The 23,079-nt window shown below is 55.9% G+C and carries 19 protein-coding genes and 1 pseudogene; 10 read left to right on the top strand and 10 right to left on the bottom strand.

Annotation, left to right across the window (positions count from 1 at the left end):
* Positions 1–130: 130 nt before the first annotated feature.
* Positions 131–793: a carbonate dehydratase gene (gene can, locus ACI2I2_RS21185; RefSeq protein WP_404659770.1), complete on the bottom strand. Its 663-nt coding sequence runs from the start codon at positions 791–793 to the stop codon at positions 131–133.
* Between the two features lie 106 nt (positions 794–899).
* On the opposite strand from can, the gene ACI2I2_RS21180 reads away from it, so the two are divergent.
* From ACI2I2_RS21180 to ACI2I2_RS21165, 4 genes are all read left to right on the top strand, one after another.
* Positions 900–1,826 carry an ABC transporter ATP-binding protein gene (locus tag ACI2I2_RS21180; protein WP_404659769.1) on the top strand — a complete coding sequence of 309 codons (927 nt, stop codon included), beginning with the start codon at positions 900–902 and terminating at the stop codon, positions 1,824–1,826.
* Complete coding sequence (locus tag ACI2I2_RS21175; protein WP_404659768.1) at positions 1,823–2,593, top strand: ABC transporter permease; 771 nt, start codon at positions 1,823–1,825, stop codon at positions 2,591–2,593. The genes ACI2I2_RS21180 and ACI2I2_RS21175 overlap by 4 nt, the downstream gene beginning before the upstream one ends.
* A 103-nt stretch (positions 2,594–2,696) precedes the next feature.
* Complete coding sequence (locus ACI2I2_RS21170) at positions 2,697–3,137, top strand: PTS sugar transporter subunit IIA (RefSeq protein ID WP_404659767.1); 441 nt, start codon at positions 2,697–2,699, stop codon at positions 3,135–3,137.
* A gap of 63 nt (positions 3,138–3,200) precedes the next feature.
* Positions 3,201–4,448: a polysaccharide deacetylase family protein gene (locus tag ACI2I2_RS21165; protein ID WP_404659772.1), complete on the top strand. Its 1,248-nt coding sequence runs from the start codon at positions 3,201–3,203 to the stop codon at positions 4,446–4,448.
* Positions 4,449–4,451: 3 nt separating this feature from the next.
* Here the strand turns inward: ACI2I2_RS21165 and panD are convergent, their stop codons facing one another.
* From panD to thpR, 9 genes and pseudogenes are all read right to left on the bottom strand, one after another.
* Positions 4,452–4,832, bottom strand: a complete 381-nt coding sequence (gene panD / locus ACI2I2_RS21160) for an aspartate 1-decarboxylase (RefSeq protein ID WP_404659766.1) — start codon at positions 4,830–4,832, stop codon at positions 4,452–4,454.
* 128 nt (positions 4,833–4,960) lie between these two features.
* A complete protein-coding gene (gene panC, locus ACI2I2_RS21155; protein WP_404659765.1) occupies positions 4,961–5,815 on the bottom strand; it encodes a pantoate--beta-alanine ligase in 855 nt (284 codons plus the stop codon).
* A 10-nt stretch (positions 5,816–5,825) separates the two neighbouring features.
* On the bottom strand, positions 5,826–6,617 hold the full coding sequence (gene panB / locus ACI2I2_RS21150; protein ID WP_404659764.1) for a 3-methyl-2-oxobutanoate hydroxymethyltransferase: 792 nt from the start codon (positions 6,615–6,617) through the stop codon (positions 5,826–5,828).
* A gap of 75 nt (positions 6,618–6,692) precedes the next feature.
* Positions 6,693–7,172, bottom strand: coding sequence for a 2-amino-4-hydroxy-6-hydroxymethyldihydropteridine diphosphokinase (folK, locus tag ACI2I2_RS21145; protein ID WP_404659763.1), 480 nt, complete (start codon positions 7,170–7,172; stop codon positions 6,693–6,695).
* Complete coding sequence (gene pcnB / locus ACI2I2_RS21140) at positions 7,169–8,566, bottom strand: polynucleotide adenylyltransferase PcnB (RefSeq protein ID WP_404659771.1); 1,398 nt, start codon at positions 8,564–8,566, stop codon at positions 7,169–7,171. The genes folK and pcnB overlap by 4 nt, the downstream gene beginning before the upstream one ends.
* 60 nt (positions 8,567–8,626) lie before the next feature.
* Positions 8,627–9,516 (bottom strand): annotated as a pseudogene (gene gluQRS / locus ACI2I2_RS21135) (tRNA glutamyl-Q(34) synthetase GluQRS).
* A 68-nt stretch (positions 9,517–9,584) separates the two neighbouring features.
* The gene (gene dksA / locus ACI2I2_RS21130) at positions 9,585–10,040 is read right to left on the bottom strand and encodes an RNA polymerase-binding protein DksA (protein WP_097162920.1); all 456 of its coding nucleotides are present in this window, start codon (positions 10,038–10,040) and stop codon (positions 9,585–9,587) included.
* A 159-nt stretch (positions 10,041–10,199) separates the two neighbouring features.
* The gene (gene sfsA / locus ACI2I2_RS21125; protein ID WP_404659762.1) at positions 10,200–10,919 is read right to left on the bottom strand and encodes a DNA/RNA nuclease SfsA; all 720 of its coding nucleotides are present in this window, start codon (positions 10,917–10,919) and stop codon (positions 10,200–10,202) included.
* A gap of 8 nt (positions 10,920–10,927) precedes the next feature.
* Entirely contained in the window at positions 10,928–11,458 is a 531-nt protein-coding gene (gene thpR / locus ACI2I2_RS21120; protein WP_404659761.1) for an RNA 2',3'-cyclic phosphodiesterase, read from the bottom strand.
* A gap of 72 nt (positions 11,459–11,530) precedes the next feature.
* Between thpR and hrpB the strand changes: the two genes are divergently transcribed.
* From hrpB to fhuB, 6 genes are all read left to right on the top strand, one after another.
* Positions 11,531–13,960: an ATP-dependent helicase HrpB gene (gene hrpB, locus ACI2I2_RS21115; RefSeq protein ID WP_404659760.1), complete on the top strand. Its 2,430-nt coding sequence runs from the start codon at positions 11,531–11,533 to the stop codon at positions 13,958–13,960.
* A 334-nt stretch (positions 13,961–14,294) separates the two neighbouring features.
* On the top strand, positions 14,295–16,832 hold the full coding sequence (gene mrcB / locus ACI2I2_RS21110) for a bifunctional glycosyl transferase/transpeptidase (protein WP_404659759.1): 2,538 nt from the start codon (positions 14,295–14,297) through the stop codon (positions 16,830–16,832).
* Between the two features lie 280 nt (positions 16,833–17,112).
* Positions 17,113–19,314, top strand: a complete 2,202-nt coding sequence (gene fhuA / locus ACI2I2_RS21105) for a ferrichrome porin FhuA (protein WP_404659758.1) — start codon at positions 17,113–17,115, stop codon at positions 19,312–19,314.
* 48 nt (positions 19,315–19,362) lie between these two features.
* Positions 19,363–20,160 carry a Fe3+-hydroxamate ABC transporter ATP-binding protein FhuC gene (gene fhuC, locus ACI2I2_RS21100; RefSeq protein WP_330984841.1) on the top strand — a complete coding sequence of 266 codons (798 nt, stop codon included), beginning with the start codon at positions 19,363–19,365 and terminating at the stop codon, positions 20,158–20,160.
* Positions 20,160–21,050 carry a Fe(3+)-hydroxamate ABC transporter substrate-binding protein FhuD gene (gene fhuD / locus ACI2I2_RS21095; protein WP_404659757.1) on the top strand — a complete coding sequence of 297 codons (891 nt, stop codon included), beginning with the start codon at positions 20,160–20,162 and terminating at the stop codon, positions 21,048–21,050. The genes fhuC and fhuD overlap by 1 nt, the downstream gene beginning before the upstream one ends.
* The gene (gene fhuB / locus ACI2I2_RS21090; protein WP_404659756.1) at positions 21,047–23,029 is read left to right on the top strand and encodes a Fe(3+)-hydroxamate ABC transporter permease FhuB; all 1,983 of its coding nucleotides are present in this window, start codon (positions 21,047–21,049) and stop codon (positions 23,027–23,029) included. The genes fhuD and fhuB overlap by 4 nt, the downstream gene beginning before the upstream one ends.
* Positions 23,030–23,079: the final 50 nt, after the last annotated feature.

The raw sequence follows: 23,079 nt of genomic DNA, 5'->3' as shown, positions 1-23,079 counted from the left end.
ACAGATTCGAAATCTAAGGCCGGATACGGCGTCCGGACTGCAGGCAGAAATAACTGGCCGGTTCTTTCTGCACGAGAGGAATAATACAAGGCCGGGTAAGGCGAAGCCGCCACCCGGCTTTTTTACGGACTTATTTGTGGTTGCTGTGACGTGTGTGCAGGTTGGACAGCGCTTTGCGGTAGCCCTGTTCCAGGCTTTCACGGTTGGTCGCGCTCACGTCGAGATCGCGCAGCAGGCCGTCGTGAATGCCGTAAGCCCAGCCGTGGATATTCACCTTCTGCCCACGTTTCCACGCTGACTGCATGATGGTGGAGTGGCCGAGGTTGTAGACCTGTTCCATCACGTTCAGCTCGCACAGGGTGTCCATGCGGCGTTCTTGTGGCATTTCGCCCAGCAGAGAGCTGTGTTTGAACCAGATATCACGGATGTGCAGCAGCCAGTTGTTGATAAGACCCAGCTCTGGATTCTCTACCGCTGCCTGTACGCCACCGCAGCCGTAGTGTCCACAGATAATGATGTGCTCGACTTCCAGCACGTCTACCGCATACTGAACAACGGAGAGACAGTTCAGGTCGGTGTGGATGACCAGGTTGGCCACGTTACGGTGAACAAAAAGCTCGCCAGGTTCCAGACCCGTCAGACGTTCGGCTGGAACACGGCTGTCGGAGCAACCAATCCACAGGAAGCGCGGCTTCTGCGCCTGCGACAGTTTCTGAAAAAAACCGGGATCCTCTTCCACCAGCATTTTTGACCATAGTGCATTATTGCTGATGAGTGTATCTATGTCGTTCATGGAGGGTAATGGCCTGTATCCCAGTAAATGCGTTGCGCTAATATAGGTCAACTCGGCTTTATTTCATACCACACATCGATTGCAAGATTTTAAAAAGAGAAATTGAATGAGTATTGCACTTGAACTAAAACAGCTTAAAAAGACCTATCCAGGTGGCGTTCAGGCGCTGCGTGGCATTGACCTGAAGGTCGAGGCAGGGGATTTTTATGCGCTGCTCGGGCCTAACGGTGCGGGGAAATCCACCACCATCGGGATAATCAGTTCGCTGGTCAACAAGTCTTCTGGCCAGGTGAACGTCTTTGGTTACGACCTGGATAAAGAGGTGGTGAACGCCAAACGCCAGCTCGGCCTGGTGCCGCAGGAATTCAACTTCAACCCGTTTGAAACCGTGCAGCAGATTGTTGTCAACCAGGCTGGCTACTACGGCGTTGAGCGAAAAGAAGCAGTTGAGCGTAGCGAAAAGTATCTAAAGCAGCTCGATTTGTGGGAAAAGCGCAACGAACGTGCACGGATGTTATCAGGCGGGATGAAGCGCCGTCTGATGATTGCCCGTGCGCTGATGCATGAGCCAAAACTGCTGATCCTCGATGAACCAACAGCAGGCGTGGATATCGAACTCCGCCGCTCGATGTGGGGCTTCCTGAAAGATCTCAACGACAAAGGCACCACCATTATTCTCACCACTCACTATCTGGAAGAAGCCGAAATGCTGTGCCGCAACATCGGTATCATTCAGCACGGTGAGCTGGTCGAAAACACTTCAATGAAAAACCTGCTGTCGAAGCTGAAGTCCGAGACTTTTATTCTCGATCTGGCGGCGAAAAGCCCACTGCCAAAGCTGGATGGCTATCAGTACCGTCTGGTCGATACCTCCACGCTGGAAGTGGAAGTGCTGCGCGAGCAGGGGATCAACAGCGTCTTTGCTCAGCTGAGCGAGCAGGGCGTGCAGGTATTGAGTATGCGTAACAAAGCCAACCGCCTGGAAGAGCTGTTCGTCACGCTGGTTCACAATAAGTCAGGAGAGCAGGCATGATGCAGTTGTATTGGGTGGCGCTGAAAAGTATCTGGGCCAAAGAGATCAATCGCTTTATGCGCATCTGGATCCAGACCCTGGTTCCGCCGGTCATCACCATGACCCTCTATTTCATCATTTTCGGTAACCTGATTGGCTCCCGGATTGGCGATATGCATGGTTTTACCTACATGCAGTTTATCGTGCCGGGCCTGATCATGATGGCGGTGATCACCAACGCCTATGCCAACGTGGCCTCTTCGTTCTTCAGCGCCAAGTTCCAGCGCAACATTGAAGAGCTGCTGGTGGCACCCGTGCCAACGCATGTCATTATCGCGGGCTATGTTGGCGGCGGCGTGGCGCGTGGGCTGTGTGTGGGGATTCTGGTCACGGCAATTTCACTGTTCTTCGTGCCCTTCCAGGTGCACTCCTGGCTGTTCGTGGCGCTGACGTTGCTGCTGACGGCGGTGCTGTTCTCGCTGGCGGGTCTGCTGAATGCCGTGTTTGCCAAAACCTTTGACGATATCAGCCTGATCCCGACGTTCGTGCTGACGCCGCTGACCTATCTTGGCGGGGTGTTTTACTCGCTGACGCTGCTGCCACCGTTCTGGCAGGCGCTGTCGCACCTTAACCCGATTGTCTACATGATTAGCGGCTTCCGCTTTGGCTTCCTCGGCATTACCGATGTGCCGCTGTTCACCACCGTCGCGGTGCTGGCAGTGTTTATCATCGCGTTCTATATCCTGTGCTGGTATTTAATCCAGCGTGGTCGCGGCCTGCGTAGCTGATTATTTCGCCCCTCTTCGCACGGAGAGGGGCAAACTCTTGATCGAACTCACCCCTCCTCAACTTTCACTCCGCTAAACTACTTGCCTGCTAAGGAGCCGGACTATGTTGGGTTGGGTGATTGCCTGTCACGATGACAGCGCACAAGTGCTACTGGATCGTCTGGAAAAGAAATGTGGACCGCTGGTGCAATGCCGGGCGGTGAACTATTGGCGTGGCCTTAGCACCAGCATGCTCAGCCGCATGATGTGTGACGCGCTGCATCAGGCGGATTCGGGTAACGGGGTTATTTTTCTGACGGACATCACCGGTGCCGCGCCGTACCGAACGGCCGCACTGATGAGCCACAAACACTCGCATTGCGAAGTGATCTCCGGCATTAACTATTCACTGCTTGAATCAATGGTGCCGCTGCGCGAGACCTACAGTAGCGAGGCGTTCCGAGAAGCGATCGTGGCGCAGGGCGGGCCTGAAGTCACCAGTCTTTGGCATCAGCAGCAAAAGCATCCGCCGTTTGTGCTGCTCCATGACCTGTATGCCAATTAACCATTGGTATTGATGGTGCTTTTGTTACACTATCATCTGACTTATCGTTTCGGTTCTGAGCGCATGCTGATTCGCGTTATTTTCTCATTTCTTCTCCTTCTTTCTGGCAGCGTCAGCGCCAGTCTGCTTAGCCAGCACGGGCAGCCTGCCCGCTACATGCAAACCACTGAAGATGCCATTATCTGGGCGCAGGTGGGCAATGATGTGGTGACGGTCGGGAATGTGCGTGCCGGGCAAATTCTGGCTGTCGTGCCGACCAACGCTGACTACTATGAATTCAGCTTTGGCTTTGGCACGGGCTTTATCGACAAAGGCCATCTGGAGCCTGTGCAGGGGAATCAGCGCGTGGAAGACACGCTCGGTGATTTGAACAAGCCGCTGAGCAATCAAAACCTGGTGACCTGGCGTGATACACCGGTGTACAACGCACCCAATGTGGGCAGTGCACCGTTTGGCGTGCTGGCCGATAACTTGCGTTATCCGATTATCAGCAAGCTCAAAGATGGTCTGCACCAGACGTGGTATCAAATCCGTATTGGCAACCGCCTGGCGTGGGTCAGCAGCCTGGATGCGCAGGAAGATAACGGTATTCCGATCCTCACCTATCACCACATTTTGCGTGATGAAGAAAACACCCGTTTTCGTCACACCTCGACCACCACCTCCGTGCGAGCCTTCAGCAACCAGATGACGTGGCTGCGCGATCAGGGTTACACCACGCTGACGATGTACCAGCTTGAAGGTTATGTGCGTAACAAGATGAACCTGCCAGCGCGTTCAGTGGTGATTACCTTTGATGACGGTCTGAAGTCGGTCAATCGTTACGCTTATCCCATTCTCAAAGAGTATGGCTTCAAAGCGACTGCGTTTATCATCTCGTCGCGTATCAAGCGCTACCCGCAGAAGTGGGGGCCGAAATCGCTGCAGTTTATGAGTGTTTCAGAGCTCGAGCAGATTCAGGATGTGTTTGATATTCAGTCGCATACTCACTTCCTGCATCGCGTGGACGGTTATCACCATCCGATTTTGCTGAGCCGCAGCTATCACAACATCTTGTTTGATTTTGAGCGTTCGCGTCGGGCGTTGAACCAGTTCAATCCGCATGTGCTGTATCTGTCATATCCGTTTGGTGGATACAATGCCACCGCGGTTCAGGCGGCGAATGACGCAGGATTCCACATGGCGGTGACGACGGTAAAAGGGAAGGTGAAGCCGGGCGATAATCCGTTCTTATTGAAGCGCTTATATATCTTAAGAACGGATTCGTTAGAGACCATGTCGCGGCTGATCAGCAACCAGCCGCAGGGGTAAGACTCAGGCAACCTGAACAGGAATCGCCTTCGCGGTACGTTTCATTTCGTTGTCGCCTTCGAAATAGGCCACATTCGGACGCCATGTGCGGGCTTCGGCGTCGGACATGGTGACAAAGCTTGCGATAATCACGATATCACCGACAGCCGCGCAGTGCGCAGCCGCACCATTCACGGAAATGATGCGTGAACCGCGTTCAGCGGCGATGGCGTAGGTGGAGAAGCGCTTGCCGTTGCTCACGTTCCAGATATCAATGGCTTCGTTTTCCAGAATCCCTGCCGCGTCGAGGAACTCCTGATCGATAGCGCAGGAGCCTTCATAGTGCAGGTCCGCCTGAGTCACTTTCACGCGGTGGAGTTTGCCCTGCAGCATAGTGCGAATCATAACTTTACCTTTACTGTCCTGGTGCTTTGCCGGGTGGCGCTATGCTTACCCGGCCTACGTAGGCCCGGCAAACGCGAGTGCCGCCGGGCAAGTGTTGAGGGCAGTATTGCCCGTTTTTTAACCCCTGTCTACTGGGATAATTCAACCGTTTTATTGTCGATCAAACGCGCCTGACCCAGCCAGGCCGCCATCAGAATAACCGCGCGTTTACTGGTCTCAGACAGCTCCAGCAGGGTGTCGGCATCACGAATCTGAATGTCGTCGGCACGGAAGCCTTTGTCGTTCAGTTCTTGCTCCGCCAGCGCAATCATCTCTTGCTCATCACGCTCGCCCGCCTGAATTTTTTCGGCAATGGCATTCATCACTTTGCTTAAGCCCGGCGCGATTTTGCGCTGGTCGCTGGTGAGATAACCGTTACGGGAGCTCAGCGCCAGCCCGTCTTTGGCGCGAACCGTTGGTACGCCAACGATATCAATGTCATAGCCCATATCCGCCACCATCTTGCGGATCAGCGCTAGCTGCTGGAAATCTTTCTCGCCAAAGCAGGCGACATCCGGCTGAACCAGGTTGAACAGCTTGCTGACGATGGTGGACACGCCACGGAAATGCCCAGGGCGGCTGGCACCTTCAAGCATGGTAGAAATGCCCGGTACATCGACAAACGTCTGAGTGTCCGTGCCTTGCGGGTAAATGTCCGCAGGCGCAGGGGCAAAAACGAAATCCACTTTGCGTTTGTTCAGCTTCTCGCTATCTTCCTGCAGGGTACGCGGGTAGCGCGCTAAATCGTCGGCACGGTCAAACTGCATCGGGTTGACGAAAATACTGACCACCACCACATCGGCAGCGGCTTTGGCTTCATCAACCAGTTTCATGTGACCGTCGTGCAGGTTGCCCATGGTCGGCACCAGCGCGATGCGTTTGCCTTCCTGACGTAAACGGCGGATATGCTGGCGCAACAGCGGCAGGGTTTCGATAATCAACACAACAAACTCCTTAATGGAAACTGTGTTCTTCGCCCGGATAAGCCCCGGACTCGACCTCGTCAATATACTGCCGCACGGCAGCGCGCATGTCGCCCGATTCTGTCAGGAAATTTTTAGCGAATTTAGGGATATGTCCGCCGGTAATGCCGAAAGCATCATGCATCACCAGAATCTGGCCGTCGGTGACGTTGCCGGCCCCAATGCCAATCACCGGAATGGTCAGGGCTTCAGTAATGCGTTTAGCCAGTTCCACTGGTACGCATTCCAGCACCAGCAGCTGTGCGCCTGCGGCTTCCAGTGCCAGCGCATCGTCAAACAGCGTCTGCGCGGCATCGCCACGACCCTGCACTTTATAACCGCCGAAGATATTGACGGACTGCGGCGTCAGGCCTAAATGCCCGCATACCGGTACTGCACGTTCGGTTAGCATTTTTACCGTTGGCGCAAGCCACGCACCGCCTTCCAGCTTGACCATATTCGCGCCAGCACGCATCACAACGGCGGAGTTCTCAAACGCCTGCTCAGGAGTGGCATACGCCATAAACGGCAGGTCAGAGAGCAGCAGGCAGTTTGGTGCACCACGGCGCACGGCGCGGGTGTGATAAGCGATATCTTCTACTGTTACGGGCAACGTGGAGTCATGCCCTTGCACCGTCATGCCCAACGAATCACCGACCAGCATGACGTTAATGCCGGCGTCGGCGAACAGTTTCGCGAAGCTGAAGTCGTAAGCGGTGATGGTGGCAAAGCGTTTCTTTTCCTCTTTACATTTCTGCAGCAGGGAAATAGTGGTGGGTTTCATAGCGTTTCCTGATAACGAAAGCCGAATCTACCGGCATTGTATCAGGCAGGACGGGACGGGCAATCGGTTTCCCGTTTACCAGTGAGCAGGTTTTGCGCAGTTAAGATTTTGCAGCAGTGTGGCGAGTGAAGTGCCATCAGGGAAGTGCAACGCCGGGGCGATTTCCGCCAGCGGCCACAGCATAAAGCCACGGTTATGCATGTCGTAATGGGGAACCGTCAGGCGCTCGGTGTTAATGACTTTATCGCCGAACAGCATGATATCGAGATCCAGCGTGCGTGGCCCCCAGCGTTCAGCTTTACGAACACGGCCTTGCTGTAATTCAATGCGCTGGGTGTTATCCAGCAGTGCTTCAGGCTGAAGCTCAGTTTCGAGTTCAACCGCAGCATTGAGGTAGTCAGGCTGATCCTGCGGGCCAAGCGGTGGCGTGCGGTAGAACGAAGAGACTGCCACAATGCGGGTCTGTGGGATCTCGCCGAGCGCAGCAATCGCCGCATTCACCTGATCGAGCGGTGATGCCAGATTGCTGCCAACGGCGATGTAAACGCGTGTCACGCGCTGCTGCCTGAACGCGGGGTGCGTTTGCGAGGACGGCGGTGGCGACGACGAGCAGCAGGCTCTTCATCCAGACCGTTCAGCATGTCTTTTTGTGCAGGCGGTGCAGCTACCTGGAATTCACCCCACCACTGCGCCAGACTCTGCAGTTCGCGGTTACCTTCGGCTTCTGCACGCAGGGCCAGCAGATCGTACGCTGCGCGGAATTTTGGATGCTCCATTAACTTCCAGGCACGTTTGCCCTGGCGGCGAGACATACGCAACTGCAGCTGCCAGATGTCACGCACCAGCGTGGTAATACGTTTCGGGATAGCCAGTGAACGGCAGGCTTCATCCAGCACATCGTTCATCGCCAGCGCGAAGGCGTCGTAATAAGCCAGACCACTTTCCTGCGCAATGCGCTGAGCCGTTTCCAACAGCGGATACCAGAACATGGCGGCAAACAGGAACGCCGGGTTCACGCGCATATCGTTATGAATGCGGTTATCGGTGTTACGCAGCACCTGGCTGAGAATGCGTTCCATCGGGCTATCACCGTTTTCAGTGAAATAGCGGGTGATGGTCGGGAACAGCGGCTGGAACAGGCTGTATTCGCGCAGCAGTTGATAGGTTTCAAACCCATAACCGGCCTGCAGCAGTTTCAGCGATTCTTCAAACAAACGCGCTGGTGGCACGTCGTTAATCAGTGTGGCCAGACGCGGAATCGGCTCGGCAGTATCCGCGCTGATGCTCATGTTCAGCTTGGCGGCGAAACGCACAGCGCGCAGCATACGCACCGGATCTTCACGGTAACGAGTTTCCGGGTTGCCAATCAGGCGAATCACGCCGTCGTCTAAATCACGCATGCCACCGACGTAATCACGCACGGTGAAATCAGCCACGCTGTAATAAAGACTGTTGATGGTGAAATCGCGGCGCTGAGCATCTTCTTCGATATTGCCGAAGATATTATCGCGCAGCAGCATGCCGTTTTGGCCGCGCTGAGAAGTGGCGCGATCGTCCGGTGAGCCATCGTGATGACCACGGAAAGTGGCGACCTCGATGATTTCCGGGCCAAACATGACATGGGCCAGACGGAAACGGCGGCCAACCAGGCGGCAGTTACGGAACAATTTACGCACCTGTTCCGGCGTGGCGCTGGTGGTGACGTCAAAATCTTTCGGTTTTTTGCCAAGCAGCAGGTCGCGGACACCGCCGCCCACGAGATAAGCCTCGTAGCCCGCTTTGTTCAGACGGTAGAGCACCTTGAGGGCATTTTCACTGATATCTTTGCGAGAAATAGCGTGCTGCTCACGCGGGATGACCGTCATTTCTGGTTTTGCGTCGACGGTTTCAGCCCCGGTTTCTTCACGGGTTAGCACCTTACGGCAAAAATTAGCGACTCGGGTAAAAATGTTACACCTCGGTTATCGTGTCAGTCGTCAAGTAGAGTATGGACAAAAAATTGCGGCTAATCATAGCTCAGCCGGGCGCGTTTGAGAATGCTGAATTAAACCACCACTGAAAGCTTCCAGTTCGCCACCGCCATTTTCAGCAGATCCTCGAGAGTCAGATCCTGCCACTCATTAACGCTGTCCTGATGTAGAAACTGTAAAGCCCGGATAATTTCCGGACGTGGGTCACCGGCGGAAAGTGCAGGTGCATGATTCTGTTTTGAAAGCTTGTTGCCATCGCTGTTGAGCGCCAGCGGTAAATGAATATAGCCAGGTTCCTGCCAGCTAAAATGACGATACAGCGAAATTTGCCGCACGGTTGGCTCGATTAAGTCGGCCCCGCGAACGATTTCCGTCACGCCCTGAAAATGATCGTCGACCACCACCGCCAGATTGTAGGCAAATAAACCATCGCGACGATGAATAATAAAATCTTCCCGTGCCAGACGCTCGTCAGTGGTAATGGTGCCGCGCAGTCTGTCTTCAAACTGCAAAACTGGCTGAGTCTGATGCAAGCGAACCGCCGCGTTTTCAGGGCCGAGATGAAGCTCACGACAGTGGCCGTCATAAGTGCCACCGACGCTCTGAATGCGTGCGCGAGTGCAGGTACAGTTATAGCTTAGCCCTTGCGCCTGCAGCCATGCGAGCCGCTCACGATAGGCCTCATGGCGCTGCGATTGCCAAAGCACTTCGCCATCCCAGTGCAGGCCGTAATGTTCCAGTTGACGCAAAATGGTCTCTGCGGCACCGGGAACTTCACGAGGGGGGTCAATATCTTCAATGCGCACTAACCAGGTTCCCTGGTTTGCGCGGGCTTGCAGGTAGCTGCCGAGAGCGGCAATCAGTGAGCCGAAATGGAGTTCGCCGGAAGGGGAAGGGGCAAAACGCCCGATATACTCTGAGTCTGACATGTTTAAGGTTCAGAAATGAACAAGGCGGGAGAGGGCTCCCGCCATGAGGGTGATGCGATGCGAATGACTTAGCCAGCCATTTGTTTTTCGCGAATTTCCGCCAGCGTCTTGCAGTCAATGCACAGATCGGCCGTCGGACGCGCTTCCAGACGGCGGATACCAATTTCCACTCCGCAGGATTCGCAGTAGCCGAAATCTTCGTCTTCGACTTTCTTCAGCGTCTTCTCGATCTTTTTGATTAACTTACGTTCGCGGTCACGGTTACGCAGTTCAAGGCTGAATTCTTCTTCCTGTGCGGCACGGTCTACCGGGTCCGGGAAGTTGGCAGCTTCATCCTGCATATGTGTCACGGTACGATCAACTTCATCCCTGAGTTGGTTACGCCACGCTTCAAGAATACGCTTGAAGTGAGACAGCTGGGCTTCGTTCATATACTCTTCACCCGGCTTCTCTTGGTATGGCTCCACCCCAGCGATGGCGAGAATACTCAGGGACGATGTTTTACGGATTTGCCCTTCTTGCATGTTGCTTCTCCTTAACACGCACTATCGATCCCCATGTGGGGGAAAAATCAGGCCGCTATAAATAGCAGATGCTTTTCCGGATAGCAATTATCTAAACGTTACACTTGACAATGCTGTGAAGAAAAGCGTATTTGCGCACGCGACCAGCACACTTATTGTTCAGTCGTTGGCCGGTGATAACACAACAGGCAACGGCTCTTTCAGAGTCATAGTATCGGCAGAAAGTTCCGCTTTATAAGCCAGAATTTCAACCCCCTTGTTTTTTGCCTCATTCAATAATTGCGCGTACTTTGCATCGATATGGCGCGCGGGTGAAAAACGGGTAATGGCAGAGTGAAGAACCGCAAATAGCACCACGGCTCGGTCGCCTGAGGCCGCCACACTCATTAATTCTCGCAAATGCTTCTGACCACGCTCAGTCACCGCATCGGGAAAATAACCGTACTCTTGTTCCGCTAACGTGACCGATTTCACTTCAATATAGCAGTTACGGCGATCATCTGCCTGTAACAGAAAATCAATTCGGCTGCGCTCATCACCGTATTTTACTTCGCTTTTCAACACGCTATAGCCACAAAGCTCCGGAATCGCATCCGTCTGAATCGCCTCTTTGACTAACTGATTGGCTCGTTGGGTATTCACACAAATAAAGGCCCCGGTCTGTGTCTCGGTGATTTCCCAGGTATGCGGATATTTGCGCGTTTTGCTGTCAGACGTGGAATACCAGACGGTATCTCCCGGCGTCGCACAACCGGTCATTGCGCCGGTGTTGGCGCAGTGCAACGTTAATGCTTCCCCTTCAGGCGTGATGACATCGGCCAAAAAACGTTTATAGCGTTGGATCAGGCGGGCGGGTTTTAACGGGGGCAAAAACTGCATGGGTATCCTTATTCGGTTAACGTCCAGCGCTCAAGCTGCGTGTAGCGGGTGCGGCCACGGGTAAATTCAGAGGCGTACAGTGCGAACTCCGTGACAGGCACTTTCCAGCCAAATCCTGGCGGCGGAATAGGCACGGCATGCGCGGTATTACGCAGTAGCGTGATGTGCGGATGAAATGGTTGAGGACTTTGATAACAGCCGCTGCGGGCCGCCTGGGAACGGAGCATATTCGCCAACTGCAATAAACCCCGAGGCGGTTGGCGAGTGCCGAGCCACACCACCTGTGATCGCAGCCACTGTCCGGCGTCATCCAGATTCAGTGTAAACCCTGGCTGGCGAATTCTTCCGGCCATGGCCGCTAACGCCCGTTGTTTGTCCGCACTGACTTCGCCCAAAAAGGCCAGCGTCAGGTGCAGATTTGCAGCGGCAATGGGCCGCCCGGCCTCAGCCGGAAAATGATCGGCACGCCACTGGATAATCTGCTGCTGCGTCTCGCCGGGAATCTCCAGGGCGAAAAACAGTCTTCGGGAATCTGACATGAACAAGGCTCGGTAATGATTTAGCGCAATGCTACAATGCGGGGCCGTTTAAAGTCACCCCTGGAGTCTTTTGTGTCCACATTACCTGTCGCCGCCGTCCTTCCTGAACTGCTTCAGGCGCTTCGTCGCGCTTCACAGGTTTTGCTGACCGCGCCCACCGGGGCAGGGAAATCCACCTGGCTGCCATTGCAACTCCTTCAACAAGGGGCGATTGAGGGGAAAATCATCCTGCTCGAACCCCGGCGGCTGGCGGCTCGTAACGTCGCCCAGCGTCTGGCGGAACTGCTCAACGAAAAGCCGGGTGAAACCGTGGGCTATCGTATGCGTGCAGAAACTTGTGTGGGGAAAAACACCCGTCTGGAGGTGGTGACCGAAGGCATACTCACGCGCATGATCCAGCGCGATCCGGAACTGCCGGGCGTTGGCCTGGTTATCCTCGATGAATTTCATGAACGTAGCCTGCAGGCCGATTTAGCGCTGGCTTTGCTGCTGGATGTGCAGGCCGGGCTGCGTGATGATCTCAAGCTGCTGATCATGTCGGCCACGCTGGATAATGAACGTCTGCGAACCTTATTGCCTGATGCCCCGGTGGTGATTTCTGAAGGCCGGGCGTTTCCCGTCGAGCGACGCTATCAGTCGCTGCCTTCTCATCAACGTTTTGATGAAGCTGTCGCCATTGCGACGGCCGAGCTGCTGCGTGCTGAATCCGGTTCGCTGCTGCTGTTTTTACCCGGAGTAGGGGAAATTCAGCGCGTGCAGGAACAGCTTGCAGGGCGCGTCTCGTCAGATGTTGTGCTTTGTCCGCTCTACGGGGCGCTCTCATTGAGTGAACAGCGTAAAGCGATTCTGCCCGCGGAAAAAGGGCAGCGAAAAGTGGTACTGGCGACCAACATCGCCGAAACGAGCCTGACCATTGAAGGTATTCGGCTGGTCGTGGATTGTGCTCAGGAACGCGTTGCACGGTTTGATGCGAGAACCGGGCTGACGCGTTTGATAACCCAGCGCGTGAGTCAGGCATCAATGACTCAGCGTGCAGGTCGCGCAGGGCGTCTTGAGCCAGGGATTTGCTTGCATCTGACAGGCAAAGAGCAGGCAGAACGTGCGGCTGCTCAAGGCGAACCGGAGATGTTACAAAGCGATCTCTGTGGACTGACGCTGGAGCTGTTGCAGTGGGGCTGTCAGGACCCTGCTCAGTTGAGCTGGCTGGATCAGCCGCCCGTTGCCAATCTTGCCGCTGCGCGAAAATTGCTAATGCAGTTGGGCGCTTTTGATGGGAAGCAGCTGACCGCGCGTGGACAAAAGATGGCGGCGCTGGGCAACGATCCTCGTCTGGCGGCGATGCTGGTGGCAGCCAAAACGCCGGAAGAGGTCGCGACGGCCACAAAGCTCGCGGCAATTCTTGAAGAGCCGCCACGCGGAGGCAATGCAGACTTAGGCATCGCGTTTTCGCGTAATCAGCCAAACTGGATGCAGCGTGCCAAAACACTCGCGCAGCGGCTGAATAATCCTGCTGGATCGCCTGATGCTGCAAGCATTCCTGCCTTACTCGCCCAGGGTTTTGCCGACCGAATTGCCCGCCGTCGTGGTCAGGAAGGGCGCTATCAACTGGCGAACGGAATGGGGGCGATGTTAGATGCCGACGATGCGTTGGGAAGTCATGAATGGCTGATTGCGCCATTGCTGTTGCAGGGCAGCCAGTCACCGGATGCGAGGATATTGCAGGCCGTTGTGGTAGATATTGAGGCTCTTGCGGCGGCCTGTCCGTCACTGTTGAGCCAATCAGACACCATCGAATGGGACGAAAATCAGGGCACGCTAAAGGCCTGGCGACGCAGCCAGATTGGGCAACTCACGGTGAAAGTGCAGCCGCTGGCAAAACCTTCTGAGGAAGAGTTGCACCAGGCGATGCTGAATGGCATTCGGGATAAAGGCCTTGGCGTGCTTAACTGGACGCCCGACGCGGAGCAATTGCGCTTACGCATTCAATGCGCTGCCCGTTGGTTGCCGGAAGAATGCTGGCCTGTCGTCGACGACGAAGCCTTGCTGGCGACACTGGAAAGCTGGCTACTGCCGCATATGCAGGGCGTTCATTCCCTGAAAGCCTTAAAAGCGTTGAATGTCACTCAAGCCTTACAGGACTTATTACCCTGGTCACTACGTCAACGACTGGATAGTGAGCTGCCTGCACATTACACTGTGCCGACCGGAAGCCGGATCGCCCTGCGCTATGATGCCGAAAACCCGCCGGTGTTGTCCGTGCGGATGCAGGAAATGTTCGGCGAAGCGGCAACGCCTACCATAGCGCAAGGCCGCGTGGCGCTGGTGCTTGAGTTACTTTCGCCAGCCCAGCGTCCACTGCAAATCACGCGTGACCTGAGCGCATTTTGGGCCGGAGCCTATCGAGAAGTGCAAAAAGAGATGAAAGGGCGCTATCCGAAGCATGTCTGGCCGGATGACCCGGCGAACACCGCGCCAACCCGGCGGACGAAAAAGTATTCGTAACATTCGGCACCGCACAGTTCCCTCTCCCTTGGGGAGAGGGTTAGGGAGAGGGGAAAAGTATGGAGCGGCCTGATGCCCTCTCCCGCAGGGAGAACGTCACAACCCGCACCGGACGGTTCCCTCGCCCCTTTGGGGAGAGGGCTAGGGTGAGGGGATAAGTGTGATGCGGCCTGATGCCCTCTCCCCGACCCTCTCCCACAGGGAGAGGGAGCAAACACTAAAGGCTTGCTCGATAAGCAAGCCTTGCAGTTTATTTTGAGAGATTTCTTCTTTAACCGTAGCGTGAAAGAAAAGAGAATCAGGCGCTTACGCCTGAATTTAGCGGAGAAAAAGTATGGCGGGGAATGACCGCGAGCCGATTGGACGTAAAGGCAAGCCTGCACGTCCGGCAAAGCAAAAGGTTAGCCGTCGTCGTCTCAGGGATGAAGAGTACGACGATGAGTACGAATATGATGACGAGGATGAAGAACCCATGCCGCGTAATGGAAAAGGCAAAGGTAAAAAACCGAAGGGCAAACGTCGCTGGCTATGGCTGCTGGTCAAGATCGGTATCGTCTTTGCGGTGCTGCTCGCCATTTATGGCGTCTACTTAGACCAGAAAATCCGTAACCGTATCGACGGGAAAGTCTGGCAGTTGCCTGCGGCGGTCTATGGTCGCATGGTCAACCTTGAGCCGGATATGCCGGTCAGCAAAAACGAGATGGTTCGTTTGCTGACGGCAAGTCAGTATCGCCAGGTTACCGCAATGACGCGTCCGGGCGAATTTACCGTGCAGGCGAACAGCATCGAGATGATCCGCCGTCCGTTTGATTTCCCGGACAGCAAAGAAGGGCAGGTGCGCGCGCGTCTGACCTTTGATGGCGATCATCTGGATTCGATCACCAACATGGATAACAACCGCCAGTTCGGTTTCTTCCGTCTCGATCCGCGTTTAATCACCATGATGTCCTCACCGAACGGTGAGCAGCGTCTGTTCGTGCCGCGTAGCGGGTTCCCGGACTTGCTGATCGACACGCTGATTGCGACAGAAGACCGTCATTTCTACGAGCATGACGGCATCAGCTTCTACTCGATGGGACGTGCGGTATTAGCGAACCTGGTGGCGGGCCGGACGGTGCAGGGGGCAAGTACCCTCACGCAGCAGCTGGTGAAAAACCTGTTCCTCTCCAGCGAACGTTCTTACTGGCGTAAGGCGAACGAAGCGTACATGGCGCTGATCATGGACGCGCGTTACAGCAAAGATCGCATTCTTGAGTTGTACATGAACGAGGTCTACCTCGGTCAGAGTGGCGACAATGAAATTCGCGGTTTCCCGCTGGCAAGCCTGTATTACTTCGGCCGTCCGGTGGAAGAACTGAGCCTTGATCAGCAGGCGTTGCTGGTCGGGATGGTGAAAGGGGCGTCCATTTACAACCCATGGCGCAACCCGAAACTGGCGCTCGAACGCCGTAACCTGGTCCTGCGCTTGCTGCAACAGCAGAAGGTTATCGATCAGGAACTGTACGACATGCTGAGTGCTCGTCCGTTGGGCGTGCAGCCGCGCGGAGGTGTGATTTCACCACAGCCAGCGTTTATGCAGATGGTTCGTCAGGAACTGCAGGCGAAACTTGGCGATAAAGTGAAAGATCTTTCCGGCGTGAAAATCTTCACCACTTTCGATTCTGTGGCCCAGGATGCCGCCGAGAAAGCCGCCACCGACGGCATTCCAGCGCTGAAGAAACAACGTAAACTCAGCGACCTGGAAACCGCGATGGTGATTGTCGACCGTAACACGGGCGAAGTTCGTGCGATGGTCGGTGGCGCAGAGCCGCAGTTCGCCGGGTATAACCGTGCGATGCAGGCGCGTCGTTCCATTGGTTCTCTGGCAAAACCCGCGACCTATCTGACCGCGCTGAGTCAGGCGAATACCTATCGTCTGAACACCTGGATTGCCGATGCGCCAGTGACGATTCGCCTGTCTAACGGCCAGACCTGGTCTCCGCAGAACGACGATAAACGTTTCAGTGGCCAGGTCATGCTGGTGGATGCGCTGACCCGTTCCATGAACGTGCCAACGGTGAATCTCGGGATGGCACTGGGTCTGCCTGCGGTGACGGATACCTGGGAAAAACTGGGTGCGCCGAAAGACCAGTTGCACGCGGTTCCTGCGATGCTGCTCGGGGCGCTGAACCTGACGCCAATTGAAGTCGCACAGGCCTTCCAGACCATCGCCAGCGGCGGTAACCGTGCCACGCTTTCCTCGCTGCGTTCGGTGATCGCAGAAGACGGAACCGTGCTGTATCAGAGCTATCCTCAGGCGGAACGTGCGGTGCCAGCTCAGGCTGCGTACATGACGCTGTGGACGATGCAGCAAGTTGTTCAACGCGGAACGGGCCGTCAGCTTGGGGCGAAATATCCTAACCTGCATCTGGCTGGTAAAACCGGTACCACCAACAACAACGTCGACACCTGGTTTGCCGGGATTGACGGACGTGAAGTGGTGATCACTTGGGTTGGACGGGATAACAACCAGCCGACCAAGCTGTATGGGGCCAGCGGGGCGATGTCTATTTATCAGCGCTATCTTGCGAACGAGTCGCCAATCCCTCTGGATCTGACGCCGCCGGAAGATATCGTCAATATGGGCGTGGATGACAACGGCAACTTCATCTGTGGCGGTGGTGGCATGCGCCAGCTTCCAGTCTGGACGACGGACCCGGATGCACTGTGTCAGCAGAGCCAGGCTATGCAGCAGCAAAACACCAATCCATTCGACGGTGGAAGCCAGCCGCAACAGCCTCAGCAGCAGCCGCAACAACAGCAGCAACAGCCGCAGCAAGAGAAAAGCGACGGCGTTGCAGGCTGGATTAAGGATATGTTCGGCGGTAACTGATCAACATTCCTCACCCTAAGAAGTTGTAGGCCGGGCAAACGTAGTGCCGCCCGGCGAGAAGCCCGGTGGCGCTTTGCTTACCGGGCCTACACCCCCTCCGGCTCATCTTTTTCTAACGCCCCCATAACTCCACATTAACCATCAGGTTATTTTTTAAACCCTCAAATCAGGTAGGGATGTATTCCGCTTGCTATGCCTTCCGCGTTTCGCCTATTATTCTGCGGCATAATAATAATTCTCGTTTACGTTATCATTCACTCAATATCATCAGAGAATCACAATGGCGCGTCTCAACACTGCTCAGCCAGGAAGTACCTCACTGCGTAAGCTCGCAGTGGTAGTAGCCACAGCGGTTAGCGGCATGTCTGTTTCAGTACAGGCTGCAGAACAACCAAAAGAAGAAACCATCACTGTTACTGCCGCACCTGCTGCACCGCAGGAAAGCGCATGGGGCCCTGCAGCCACCATCGCGGCGAAACACACTGCCACGGCGACCAAGACCGACACGCCAATTGAAAAGACCCCGCAGTCTATTTCTGTGGTGACCCGTGCAGAAATGGATATGAAGCAGCCGACGACGGTGAAAGAGGCGCTGGGCTATACGCCGGGCGTATACGCGACCCGTGGCAGCTCATCCACTTATGACGTGGTCTCCATTCGTGGCTTCACCACTTCTTCAACGGTGAACACCAACCAGTACCTCGACGGACTCAAACTTCAGGGCGACAACTACTCTGAAATGTCGATGGACCCGTATTTCCTTGAGCGTGTTGAACTGATGCGTGGCCCGGTTTCCGTGTTGTACGGAAAAAGTAACCCGGGCGGTATCGTCAGCATGGTCACCAAGCGTCCGACCACCGAACCGCTGCGTGAAATCCAGTTCAAAATGGGCACCGACAACCTGTGGCAGACAGGTTTCGATTTCAGCGATGCGATTGATGATGCAGGCGTGTGGTCATACCGCCTGACAGGTCTGGGACGCAGTCAAAATGCCCAGCAAGAAGGTGTGAAATCTTCTCGCTACGCTATTGCACCCTCTTTCAGCTGGCGTCCGGATGACAAAACTGACTTCACCTTCCTGAGTAATTTCCAGAGCGATCCGGATGCTGGCTATTACGGCTGGCTGCCGCGTCAGGGCACAGTGGTGCCTTACTACGATGCCAACGGTAAAGCGCACAAGCTGCCAACCGATTTCAACGAAGGCGAAGATAACAACACCATGACTCGTCGTCAGAAAATGGTGGGTTACAGCTTTGCGCACGAATTCAATGACACCTTCACCGTACGCCAGAACCTGCGCTACGCCGAAGTGAACACGCTGTACCGTTCTGTCTACGGAAACGGCTATATCGATCCCGGCCAAATCAGCCGCGCGTACGTGCGCTCTGACGAGCAGTTGAATACATTCACTGTCGATAACCAGTTGCAGTCTAAATTTGCCACTGGCGCAGTGGATCATACCTTGCTGACCGGTGTCGATTACCTGCGTATGCGTAACGATATTGATGCGGAATATGGCAGCGCCAACCCGCTCGATATGCAGAACCCGCAGTACGGCAATGCTGGCGTTAACGTGAACTTCCCGTACGCGGTCATTAACCGTCAGGAACAGACTGGCCTGTACGTTCAGGATCAGGCAGAATGGGATAAGTGGGTGCTCACCCTCGGCGGTCGCTACGACTTTGCGAAAACCTCGACCTTTACCCGTTCCAGCAGCTCGACCTCCGAAGTTAACGATCAGGCCTTTACCTGGCGTGGCGGTCTGAACTATGTGTTCGACAACGGCATTGCGCCGTACATCAGCTACAGCGAATCTTTCGAACCGACGGCTGGCGCGACCAAAGAAGGCAATCCGTTCGATCCTTCTCGTGGTAAGCAGTACGAAGCCGGCGTGAAATACCTGCCGAAGGATATGCCTGTCTCTGTGACGGCCTCAGTTTATCAGCTGACCAAAGACAAGAACCTGACGCCGGACCCGGAAAATACGCTGTTTAGCGTCCAGAGCGGTGAAATCCGTTCCCGTGGTTTTGAGCTGGAAGCGAAAGCCGCGTTGAGTGCTAACGTCAACATGACGGCGGCGTACACCTTCACCGATGCGGAATACACACATGACACCGTTTATGGCGGCAAGCGCCCTGCGGAAGTGCCACGTAATATGGCTTCCCTGTGGGCGGATTACACCTTCCACGAAACGGCTCTCAGCGGGTTGACCGTTGGAGCAGGGGCTCGTTATATCGGCTCTACCTCCAGCTTCTACACCACCGGTCCAGACAACAATGAGGCGTTCAACGTTGCAGGGTATACTCTGGCGGATGCGACCGTGAAATACGATCTGGCACGCTTCGGCTTACCGGGTTCGTCTGTCGGTGTGAACGTCACCAACCTGTTTGACCGTGAATACGTTTCCAGCTGCTACCGCGATTACGCGTGCTACTGGGGCGCAGAGCGTCAGGTGGTTGCGACCGCAACGTTCCGTTTCTAACTTTTCATTCAGGCGCGGCTTACCGCGCCTTTTTATACGTTGGCCGTTATGCAGGACACCACAACTCAAACCGATACCACGTTCGCGCTGAACGATGTCACCTTTCGTGTGCCTGGCCGTACGCTGCTGCACCCGCTTTCGCTCACCTTTCCTCCGGGTAAAGTGACTGGCCTGATTGGTCATAACGGTTCCGGGAAATCCACTTTGCTGAAAATGCTGGGCCGCCATCAGCCACCGTCCGAAGGCGACATTCTGCTGGACGGGCAGCCGCTTGAAAGCTGGAACAGCAAAGCCTTCGCACGTAAAGTCGCGTATCTGCCGCAGCAGTTGCCGCAGGCGGAAGGGATGACAGTACGTGAGCTGGTGGCGATTGGTCGTTACCCGTGGCACGGGGCGCTGGGGCGTTTTGGCGTTGCCGATCGCGAGAAAGTCGAAGAGGCCATTTCGTTGGTAGGGCTGAAGCCGTTAGCGCATCGTCTGGTGGATAGCCTTTCCGGGGGCGAACGTCAGCGAGCGTGGATTGCGATGCTGGTGGCTCAGGACAGCCGTTGTCTGCTGCTCGACGAACCGACTTCCGCGCTGGATATTGCCCATCAGGTGGATGTGCTGGCGCTGGTGCATCGCCTCAGCCAGCAGCGTGGCCTGACGGTGGTGGCCGTTCTGCATGACATCAACATGGCGGCTCGTTACTGCGACTATCTGGTGGCGCTGCGCGGTGGGGAAATGATTGCCCAGGGCACGCCTGAAACCCTGATGCGTGGCGAAACGCTGGAACAAATTTACGGAATTCCGATGGGGATCCTGCCGCATCCGGCGGGCGCTGCCCCGGTAAGCTTTGTGTATTGATGAATGATTCCACTCTGATTAGCCGTCGACGCCTTCTGACGGCCATGGCGCTGTCGCCGCTGCTCTGGCAGATGCGAGGTGCCCAGGCGGCCACCGTTGATCCCCACCGTATTGTGGCGCTGGAGTGGCTGCCCGTTGAGCTGCTGCTGGCGCTCGGGGTCACGCCTTATGGTGTCGCAGATATCCCTAATTACAACCTGTGGGTGAATGAGCCCGGTCTTCCTGCCTCTGTCATTGACGTTGGTTTGCGCACAGAACCCAATCTTGAACTGCTGACCGAAATGAAACCGTCGTATATGGTCTGGTCAGCCGGTTACGGCCCAGCGCCTGAGAAGCTGGCGCGAATCGCCCCAGGACGCGGATTCAACTTCAGTGATGGCAAGCAACCGCTGGAGATGGCGCGTAACTCGTTAGTGGAAATGGGGAATCTGCTGGGGCTGGAAAATCAGGCTCGCGAACATCTCAATCACTTCGATTCGTTTATTGCCCAGCACAAACCTCACTTCGCCCAGCGTGGCAGCCGTCCATTGCTGATGATTACCCTGCTTGATGCCCGCCATGTGCTGGCGTTCGGCCCGAACTGCCTGTTCCAGCAAATCCTTGATGACTACGGCATTGTGAATGCCTGGCAGGGGGAAACGAATTTCTGGGGCAGCCAGGTGGTCGGTATTGATCGTCTGGGGGTGTTTAAAGACGCTGATGTTATCTGCTTCGATCATGGCAATGACGCTGAAATGCAAAAGCTGATGGCGACGCCGCTGTGGCAGGCGATGCCGTTTGTGCGTGCGCAGCGATTCCAGCGCGTGCCTGCCGTCTGGTTCTATGGCGCGACGCTGTCGACCATGAACTTTGTACGCATTCTGGATAGTGCTCTGGGAGGCCGCGCATGACATCGCGAATCTCTCGCTTCCCTGCCGCACTGCTTTTACTACTGTTTATCGCCGCTGCGTGCCTGAGCTGGCACAATTTTAACGTCGCTTTGCCGCGTGCGCAGTGGGGCGAGGCGCTCTGGCAACCCAATATCGACAGTATCCAACAGATGCTGTTCCACTACAGCTTGCTGCCGCGTCTGGTGATTTCGCTGTTGGTTGGCGCGGGGCTTGGGCTGGTGGGCGTGTTGTTCCAGCAGGTGCTGCGTAACCCTCTGGCGGAACCGACCACGCTAGGCGTCGCGACAGGTGCTCAGCTCGGCATCACCATCACCACGCTGTGGGCGATTCCTGGGGCGATGACAACGCAGTTTGCCGCGCTGGCAGGCGCTTGTGTGGTAGGGGCGCTGGTGTTTGGTGTCTCCTGGGGGAAACGTCTCTCGCCAGTGACGCTGATTTTAGCCGGGCTGGTGGTCAGCATGTACTGCGGCGCGGTGAACCAACTGCTGGTTATCTTCCATCACGATCAACTGCAAAGCATGTTCCTGTGGAGCACCGGGACGCTGACGCAGACGGACTGGAGCGTGGTGCAGCAGCTTTGGCCACAACTGCTCGGCGGCGTGATGCTCACGCTGTTGTTATTGCGCCCTCTGACGCTGATGGGGCTGGACGACGGAGTCGCCCGTAACCTCGGTTTAGCGTTGTCTCTGGCGCGTCTGGCGGCTCTCACGCTCGCCATTATTATCAGTGCGCTGCTGGTTAACGCCGTGGGCATTATTGGGTTTATTGGATTGTTCGCACCGTTGCTGGCGAAAATGCTCGGCGCGCGTCGGCTGCTTTCACGCCTGATGCTGGCCCCGCTGATTGGGGCGCTGATCCTCTGGCTTTCAGACCAGCTTATTCTCTGGCTGACACAAGTGTGGATGGAAGTCTCTACCGGCTCCGTCACGGCGTTGATTGGCGCACCGCTGCTGCTGTGGCTGCTGCCTCGTCTGCGCAGTATTAGTGCTCCGGCAATGGACGCGGGTGACAAGGTGTATGTCGAGCGTCAGCGCGTAGTGGGATGGTCGCTGGCGGGTATTGCTGTGTTGCTGCTGGGGATGGCGATTGCGCTCTCTTTCGGGCGCGATTCGCACGGCTGGCACTGGGCCAGCGGCGAGTTACTGCATTCCCTGATGGAGTGGCGAGCGCCGCGTATTCTGGCCGCCCTGATTGCAGGCATGATGCTGGCGGTGGCGGGCTGTATTATTCAGCGTCTGACGGGTAACCCGATGGCAAGCCCGGAAGTGCTGGGGATTTCTTCCGGTGCGGCGTTTGGCGTGGTGCTGATGCTGTTCTTTGTGCCGGGCAACGCGTTTGGCTGGCTGCTGCCAGCAGGAAGTTTAGGCGCTGCGGCAACGCTGTTGATCATCCTGATTGCTGCCGGGCGAGGCGGATTCTCGCCGCATCGCATGTTGCTGGCGGGGATGGCACTGAGCACCGCCTTTACCATGCTGCTGATGATGCTGCAGGCCAGCGGCGACCCACGCATGGCGCAAATCCTGACCTGGATTTCAGGCTCTACCTACAATGCTTCCTGGGATCAGGTGGTACGCACCGGATTGGTGATGATCGTTCTGCTGGCACTGACGCCGTTCTGCCGTCGCTGGCTGACCATTTTGCCGCTGGGTGGCAATACGGCACGCGCAGTGGGAATGGCTCTGACGCCAACACGCGTTGCTTTGCTGTTACTGGCGGCAGCGTTAACTGCGACGGCAACAATGACCATTGGGCCGCTGAGCTTTATCGGCCTGATGGCTCCGCATATTGCGCGAATGATGGGCTTCAGAAGAACCCTGCCACACATGATTTTGTCGGCTCTGGCCGGGGGAATACTGCTGGTGTTCGCGGACTGGTGTGGGCGGATGGTGCTGTTCCCGTATCAAATTCCTGCCGGGTTGCTCTCGACCTTTATCGGCGCGCCTTACTTTATTTATCTGCTGCGTAAACAGAGCAGGTAAACATGCCCGGCGGCACTTCGTTTGCCGGGCCTACAACATCCTAGGCCGGG

Source organism: Scandinavium sp. NPDC088450 (assembly GCF_044900545.1).
Lineage (GTDB): Bacteria > Pseudomonadota > Gammaproteobacteria > Enterobacterales > Enterobacteriaceae > Scandinavium.
The sequence above is the reverse complement of the archived record's forward strand: the minus strand, read 5'-3'. Positions and strand labels throughout refer to the sequence as shown.

Excerpts from the sequence above, each read along its gene's own strand:
- can (WP_404659770.1), bottom strand. The coding sequence starts at position 793 with ATGAACGACATAGATACACTCATCAGCAATAATGCACTATGGTCAAAA.
- ACI2I2_RS21180 (WP_404659769.1), top strand. The coding sequence starts at position 900 with ATGAGTATTGCACTTGAACTAAAACAGCTTAAAAAGACCTATCCAGGT.
- ACI2I2_RS21175 (WP_404659768.1), top strand. The coding sequence starts at position 1,823 with ATGATGCAGTTGTATTGGGTGGCGCTGAAAAGTATCTGGGCCAAAGAG.
- ACI2I2_RS21170 (WP_404659767.1), top strand. The coding sequence starts at position 2,697 with ATGTTGGGTTGGGTGATTGCCTGTCACGATGACAGCGCACAAGTGCTA.
- ACI2I2_RS21165 (WP_404659772.1), top strand. The coding sequence starts at position 3,201 with ATGCTGATTCGCGTTATTTTCTCATTTCTTCTCCTTCTTTCTGGCAGC.
- panD (WP_404659766.1), bottom strand. The coding sequence starts at position 4,832 with ATGATTCGCACTATGCTGCAGGGCAAACTCCACCGCGTGAAAGTGACT.
- panB (WP_404659764.1), bottom strand. The coding sequence starts at position 6,617 with ATGAAACCCACCACTATTTCCCTGCTGCAGAAATGTAAAGAGGAAAAG.
- dksA (WP_097162920.1), bottom strand. The coding sequence starts at position 10,040 with ATGCAAGAAGGGCAAATCCGTAAAACATCGTCCCTGAGTATTCTCGCC.
- sfsA (WP_404659762.1), bottom strand. The coding sequence starts at position 10,919 with ATGCAGTTTTTGCCCCCGTTAAAACCCGCCCGCCTGATCCAACGCTAT.
- thpR (WP_404659761.1), bottom strand. The coding sequence starts at position 11,458 with ATGTCAGATTCCCGAAGACTGTTTTTCGCCCTGGAGATTCCCGGCGAG.
- mrcB (WP_404659759.1), top strand. The coding sequence starts at position 14,295 with ATGGCGGGGAATGACCGCGAGCCGATTGGACGTAAAGGCAAGCCTGCA.
- fhuA (WP_404659758.1), top strand. The coding sequence starts at position 17,113 with ATGGCGCGTCTCAACACTGCTCAGCCAGGAAGTACCTCACTGCGTAAG.
- fhuC (WP_330984841.1), top strand. The coding sequence starts at position 19,363 with ATGCAGGACACCACAACTCAAACCGATACCACGTTCGCGCTGAACGAT.
- fhuD (WP_404659757.1), top strand. The coding sequence starts at position 20,160 with ATGAATGATTCCACTCTGATTAGCCGTCGACGCCTTCTGACGGCCATG.
- fhuB (WP_404659756.1), top strand. The coding sequence starts at position 21,047 with ATGACATCGCGAATCTCTCGCTTCCCTGCCGCACTGCTTTTACTACTG.